The sequence below is a fragment of the Devosia sp. genome (assembly GCF_017307565.1).
GTDB lineage: Bacteria > Pseudomonadota > Alphaproteobacteria > Rhizobiales > Devosiaceae > Devosia.
Genome location: NZ_JAFKHD010000300.1, coordinates 1 through 6,381, shown reverse-complemented (window position 1 = coordinate 6,381; position 6,381 = coordinate 1). Strand labels below are relative to the sequence as shown.

At 63.6% G+C, this 6,381-nt stretch carries 7 protein-coding genes; 4 read left to right on the top strand and 3 right to left on the bottom strand.

Going from position 1 to position 6,381, the window contains the following annotated elements:
* Positions 1 to 5: 5 nt before the first annotated feature.
* From J0I64_RS08970 to J0I64_RS08955, 4 genes are read left to right on the top strand one after another with little or no spacing between them, the layout of a single operon-like run.
* Positions 6 to 1,064: a substrate-binding domain-containing protein gene (locus J0I64_RS08970; protein ID WP_291407294.1), complete on the top strand. Its 1,059-nt coding sequence runs from the start codon at positions 6 to 8 to the stop codon at positions 1,062 to 1,064.
* A 58-nt stretch (positions 1,065 to 1,122) separates the two neighbouring features.
* Positions 1,123 to 2,112, top strand: a complete 990-nt coding sequence (locus J0I64_RS08965) for an ABC transporter permease (RefSeq protein ID WP_291407289.1) — start codon at positions 1,123 to 1,125, stop codon at positions 2,110 to 2,112.
* 10 nt (positions 2,113 to 2,122) lie between these two features.
* The gene (locus J0I64_RS08960; protein ID WP_291407287.1) at positions 2,123 to 3,280 is read left to right on the top strand and encodes an alanine racemase; all 1,158 of its coding nucleotides are present in this window, start codon (positions 2,123 to 2,125) and stop codon (positions 3,278 to 3,280) included.
* 9 nt (positions 3,281 to 3,289) lie between these two features.
* Entirely contained in the window at positions 3,290 to 4,033 is a 744-nt protein-coding gene (locus J0I64_RS08955) for an ATP-binding cassette domain-containing protein (protein WP_291407285.1), read from the top strand.
* 32 nt (positions 4,034 to 4,065) lie between these two features.
* On the opposite strand, the gene J0I64_RS08950 is transcribed toward J0I64_RS08955, so the two are convergent.
* Genes J0I64_RS08950 through J0I64_RS08940 form a run of 3 tightly spaced genes read right to left on the bottom strand, consistent with a single transcriptional unit; the run spans position 4,066 to position 6,371 of the window.
* Positions 4,066 to 4,836 (bottom strand): HAD-IIB family hydrolase, encoded by a 771-nt coding sequence (locus J0I64_RS08950; RefSeq protein ID WP_291407283.1) that lies wholly within the window; start codon positions 4,834 to 4,836, stop codon positions 4,066 to 4,068.
* A complete protein-coding gene (locus J0I64_RS08945; protein WP_291407281.1) occupies positions 4,833 to 5,606 on the bottom strand; it encodes a DeoR/GlpR family DNA-binding transcription regulator in 774 nt (257 codons plus the stop codon). Before J0I64_RS08945 ends, J0I64_RS08950 begins: the two co-directional genes overlap by 4 nt.
* A gap of 18 nt (positions 5,607 to 5,624) precedes the next feature.
* A complete protein-coding gene (locus tag J0I64_RS08940) occupies positions 5,625 to 6,371 on the bottom strand; it encodes a glycerophosphodiester phosphodiesterase family protein (protein ID WP_291407292.1) in 747 nt (248 codons plus the stop codon).
* Positions 6,372 to 6,381 lie beyond the last annotated feature (10 nt).

The window sequence follows — 6,381 nt, the reverse complement described above, 5'->3', positions numbered from 1 at the left end:
TTCAAATCCGTATAAACGTGAGAGGCTTCGTAAGCTGCTTCGTAACCATCCAGCACATCGCCGGAGCGGCCTTCGCCCAGACCGTCGGTCCGAACGGAGAAACCGCAACCCCGAGTTCGGAAGTCGTCCTCACCGACGCTGATATCGCAGCGCTCCAGGGTAAGGACTATAAGGCGGCCCTCCTGTGGCACACCTCGTCCGATTTCATCAACGCCGTCTCTGCCGGCGCCAAGGATGAATTCGCCCGTGCCGGGGTCAATGTCGTCGTCACCACCGATGCCGGCTTCGACGCCGCCAAGCAGCGGTCCGACATCGAAACCGCGCTCGCCGCGTCGCCCAATGTCATCCTGTCGCTGCCGCTCGATCCGGTCACTTCGGCCGAAGCTTTCCGCGGCGCCATCGATGCCGGCGCGGAGCTGGTTTTCCTCTCCAACCTGCCGGCCGGCTATGTGCACGGCAAGGACTATGCCGCCATCGTCACCGACGATCTCTTCCAGATGGGCAAGCAGGCGGCCGACGTCCTCGCCAAGTCCATCGGCGGCAAAGGCAAGGTTGGCTGGATTTTCCATGACGCCGACTACTATGTGACCAACCAGCGCGACAACGCCTTCAAGACCACGATCGAAGCCGACTATCCCGACATCAAGATCGTCGCCGAACAGGGCATTTCCGATCCGGCCCGTGCTGAAGAGCTGGCCAATGCCATGCTGCTGCAGAATCCTGATCTCGATGGCATCTATGTCACCTGGGCCGAACCGGCCGATGGCGTGCTCGCGGCTCTGCGCAGTGCCGGCAACACCACGACCAAGATCGTGACTCTCGACCTTTCCGAGCCGGTCGCGCTCGACATGGTCAAGGGCGGCAATGTTATCGGTCTCGTCGCTGACGAAGCCTATGAGCTCGGCCGCGCTATGGCCGCTGCCGGTCTCAAGGGTCTCCTCGGCGAAGAAGTGCCGGCCTTTGTCGTTGCTCCGGCTCTGACCGTTACGGCTGACAATGTCGCCGAAGGCTGGCAGCAGTCGCTGCATCGCGATGCGCCCGCGTCGGTCCTGAGCGCGAAGTAAGTTTCTGATCCGGCCGGGCGGTCCGCTGCCCGGCCATCCCATGCAAGGAAACCTCGCCATGTCCGCGTCCAGTCCGGCCGCCCCGGCAAGTCCTGTCCGATCCGTCCTCGCGCGGATCAATCTCCAGCAATATGTCGTCTATGTCGGGTTTCTCGCCATATTCCTGTTCTTTGCCGTGGTCCTGCGCGATAGCGGGTTTCTGACCCAGCGCAACCTCGTCAACATCGTGCTGCAGACCGCACCCGCGACGATCATGGCAATCGGCCTCGTCTTCGTGCTGTCGGCAGGCGACATAGACCTCTCCTTCGGCTCGACCGTCGCCGTCTCGGCGCTTTGTGCGGCCATGGCCATGGCCGCCATGCCTGCCGCCGCCTTTCCGGTCGGCATTCTTGCAGGTCTCGGCGCAGGTCTTCTCGTCGGCGCTATCAATGGCGTGTTGATCGCCTGGCTGCGACTGCCATCCTTCCTCGTGACGCTCGCCACCATGGGCCTCGTCGCAGGCATTGGCCGCTCGCTTACCCAGCTGCGCTCCATCCCGGTCACCGATCCACTCTTTACCGGCATCTTCGGCTCGGGTTCGCTCTTCGGCGTTCCGTCGCTCGTGATCTGGACCGTGGTTGCCGTGGCCATAGGCCATGTCGTCTATCGCCAGACCCGTTTCGGCGCTCATGTGCTTGCCACCGGCGACAATGCCCGCGCCGCGCAGGTCACCGGCATCAAGGTTTCGCGCATCCGGCTCTGGGTCTTCATGATCAGCGGTGGCCTGGCGGGTCTAGCCGGCCTCCTCTATGCCGGGCGCTTGCAGGCTGCCAAATATACGCTGGGCGAAACCGACCTGATGACGGTTATCGCCGCCGTCATCGTCGGCGGCACGTTGCTCAATGGCGGCAAGGGCTCGGTCATCGGTGCGCTCGTCGGCTCGCTGCTGATGGGCATGCTCAACAATGGCCTCATTCTCATGGGCCTCTCGGTTTCCGATCAGATGATCGTTCGCGGTCTCATCATTCTCGTCGCAGTCGCCGTGTCGCTGCGCGAAAAGACTCGCTGAGGTACAAGCAATGTTTCTCGACGTTCTCCGCCGCCGCAATCCGCGCTTTGTCGAAGCATCGATGGCGCTGCACCAATCGGGCCAGATCCCGGCCAATTCCTATGTGCTCGATCTCGACACTGTCGAAGCCAATGCCCGCACCCTCAAAACGGAAGCCGAGAAGAACGGGCTCAAGATTTTTGCCATGACCAAGCAGGTCGGGCGCTCGTCGAGCTTCTGCCACGCCGTCCAGCGCGGCGGCATAGAAAAGTCTGTTGCCGTCGACATGGCCTGTGCCCGCGCCACCCATCGCGCCGGCATGTCGGTTGGCCATCTCGGCCACCTGTCGCAGGTGGCGCGCGCCGAAGCGGAAGCCGCCGCACGGACATTCCGCCCCGACTACTGGACCGTCTTCAACGCCGAAAAGGCGCATGAGGCGGGTCACGCCGCGCACAGGGCCGGCTATCGCCAGAACCTTCTCGCCCGCATCAAGGCGGAAGGGGACACGTTCTATCGCGGCCACGAAGGTGGTTTCGATGCTGCCGATATCGTCGAGATCGCCAATGGCTTTGACCGGATCGAAGGCGGTCGCTTTGCCGGGATCACGACCTTCCCGGCGCTGCTCTTTGATCACGAGAGCCGCAAGGTCAAACCGACGCCGAACCTGGCGACGCTTTCGCGTGCCGCCGATGCGCTCCGCCGCGCGCGCCGGCAGGATATCGAGATCAACGCGCCGGGCACGACCTCCTCGGTGCTGCTCAAGGGTCTTGCCGAGGCCGGCGCCACCCAATGCGAGCCGGGCAACGGCATCCATGGGACTACGGCGCTGCACGTGGTCGAAGACCTGCCCGAGCTGCCCGCCGTTCTCTACCTTACCGAGGTGTCCCACCTGTCGGGTGGGCGGGCCTATTGCTTCGGCGGCGGCTTCTACATCGACCCTATCTTCCCCGACTACGCCGTGAAAGCGCTGGTCTCGCCCGAGCCCACGACCGATGCCGCAGCGCTGCTCGAAGTCGAAATCCCGCCACCGTCAGCCATCGACTATTACGCGATGATCGATGCCACGACGGCGCGTGTCCCGCGCCCCGGCGACACGGCGGTGTTCGGTGACTCGGGCAGTGCCTCGGGCAAGCCAAAGGTGGAAAGCATCGAGAACGGGTTTGGCGAGCCCGAAAGCTGGCCGGTCTAGGAGGGGAACATGCTCGATACCGCAAATGCTCCCGTGCTGGAGCTGAGCAATATCCGCAAGGCCTTTGGCGGCATTGTCGCCATCGAGGATTTTTCGCTCGATGTCCGCGCTGGTGAAGTCGTGGCGCTGGTTGGGGACAATGGCGCCGGCAAGTCGACCCTGATCAAGATCATCTCGGGCGTTCATGCGCCGACCTCCGGCGCCATCCGCATCGATGGGCAGGAAGTCTCCATGCCCAACGCCACCAAGGCGCGCGAGCATGGCATCGAGGTCGTCTATCAGGATCTGGCTCTGGTCGATCAGCAGCCGGTCTACATGAACCTGTTCCTCGGTCGCGAGCTGACCAAGGGCCCGCTCCGCGTGCTCGACCGGCGGCGGATGATCGCTGAAACCGAGCGCCTCGTCACCGAACTCGACGTGCGCATTCCCTCGGCGCATGCCACCATCAGCGATCTCTCGGGCGGCCAGCGGCAGGGTATCGCCATTGCCCGTGCCACCCACTGGGCGCGCAAGCTGGTGCTGCTCGATGAGCCGACGGCAGCGCTCGGCGTCGCTGAAACCGCCAAGGTCGAAAAGACCGTTGCAGCGCTCAAATCGCGAAACATCGGTGTGCTGATCATCAGTCACAGTCTTGATCAGGTGTTTCGCCTCTCCGATCGCATCTGCGTGCTGCGTCGTGGCAAGCAGATCGGGGTGCGCGAGACGGCGAAGACCGACAAGAACGAGATCGTCTCGATGATCACCGGGGTCTGACCCCAATGGGAAAGGCGGGCTCCGCCTTTCCCTCAGCGCGCCGCGAGCAGCGCCTTGGCGATGTCGACAAAACCACGGCCGGCCACTTCGGCCGAAATCCAGCGCGGCTTCTTGGGCAGGTCGTCCAGCACCGGCAGGATATTGGCGACCCCGAAGGTCTTGCCGAAAAAGGCAAACATCGGCGCGTCATTGCGGGAGTCCCCGGCAAAGCAGACCTTTTCGGCCAGATCCACATCATCAAGGCCGAGGCGGCGCAGCAGGCGCTCGCTCATGGTGCGCTTGTTGTAGTCGCCGATCCAGGTGTTGATATGCACCGAGCTGATGGCGACCGTGCCGCCGAGCGCGCGGATCTGTTCGGCCAGCGCATCCACCTCGGCGCGCGGATAGCCGACGATATCGATGGCGACGTCAGCGAGGCGAAACCGCTGGTCATGGGCCAGTTGGAAACGATCGCCGAGAAGGGGCAGGACGGAGGTCAGATGGCGCTGCTGGCGCTCGGCCTGCAAGACCTCGTCTTCCCAATATTCGACCTCGACGCGGTTGTTGCGCGCCGTCATCACAAAAGCCCCGCTTTCGCCAATGGCGGCCGCCACGGGCCAAGCGCGCACGATATGTTCGCACCAGCCGGCGGACCCACCGGTCACGGTGATGACGCCGATCCCTGCCTTTTCCAGGTCCCATAGCGCCTGATAGGTTTCGGGCAGCAGCCGGCCCTCGGTGGTCAGGGTGTCGTCGATATCGGTCAGAAGATAGCGCACGTCGCGCAGGTCTTCGGGCTGGGGGATGGGGCCCAGGAAGCTCATTCGACGTCTCCGCCGCACAACTCGACAATCGTGCCGGCGCTTTCGAAAGCGGCGGCGGCCCGGCCATCGGTCGGCAGCACATCAGTGAAAAAATGGGTGACGGCGCTCAGCGGCGCGACGCGCACGGAAGCATCGCGCGACCACTTGCTGCTGTCGGCGGCAAGGAATTTGAGCCGCGCATTTTCCAGAAGCTTCATGGTCAACTGGGCTTCGCTATAGCTGAAATCCAGAAGCCCTTTGTCCGGATCGAGCGCGCCGGCGCCGACCACGGCGTGGGAGGCATAGAACTTCTCGAAGAAATTGATGGCATCGGGGCCGACCACGTCGCGGTCGTTGTGCCGGAGCAGGCCGCCAGTCATGTGTACTTCCACCTGCGGCGCTTCGGACAGGGTCAGCGCCACGTCGATATTGTTGGTCACCACGCGCAGGTCCAGGTGATCGCGCAGGGCTGCGGCCACGAACTGGATGGTGCTGCCGATGCCCATGAAGACGGTGGATCCCGGCGGGATTGCCGCGGCGATGCGCGCCGCAATCTTCTGCTTGGCGCCGCTATTGAGCGCGGCGCGGGCATTTACCGAAATATTGCGTGCGCCCACCGGCACGTCGACGCCGCCATGGAAGCGGCGCGCATAGCCCATGTCACAGAGCGTGTTGATATCACGCCTGATGGTTTGCGTGGTCACGTCATAGCGGGCCGCAAGCTGCTCGATATATTGAGCGCCTTCGGACTCGATCAGACTCAGGATCTCGCGTTGCCGGTGCGACAGCATCTTGGCGAAGGGCCTCTACTACCCCAGGAAAAGCTTGGGATTGTCCGTGATGACCCCGGTAAGGCCCGCACCCCAGAAGGAGAGCAGTTCGACGGGGTTGTTGCTGGTCCAGGCGCGAACCTTGATGCCGCTCTTGCTGGTCTCTTCCAGCATGCCGATGCTGAGCGTCTTGTAGTTGACGTGCATGGTCGTGGCGGGAATGAGCTTCATCTTGTCCGCCCAGTCCTCGGGCGCCTTCCACCAGAGCATGGCCATTTCGAGGTCCGGCTCCAGCGAGTGCATGGCCTTGAGGGCTTCCGGGTCAAAACTCGAGATCATGATCTCGGTTCTGGGCGCGCGTTTGCGGATGTCGGCTTGCACCGCGTGAACCAGTTGGTCAAGCGACTTGTGGTGCTTGTGCTGCTTGATCTCGACATTGGCGCTGAGGCCAAGTTCGCCCAGCGCCTTGATGGCCTCTTCGAGCGTCGGCAGGCGTTCACCGGCATATCTGGGGTCGAACCAGGCGCCGGCATCGAGCGCGGCGGCCTCGGCATGGGTCAGGGCGCCCAGCGAGCCCGTGCCTGAGGTCGTGCGATCGACGGTGTCGTCGTGGATAACGACCAGCGTGCCGTCGGCCAAAAGCGCAACGTCGAGTTCCACCCAGAGCGCGCCCTGTTCGGCGGCGGCGCGGAAGGCGGCGATGGTGTTTTCTGGGGCGATTGCCGATGCGCCGCGGTGGGCCTGGACTTCGTCCCGGGAGGGACCGATATCGGAGGGAATGTTCATTGCGCGTCTT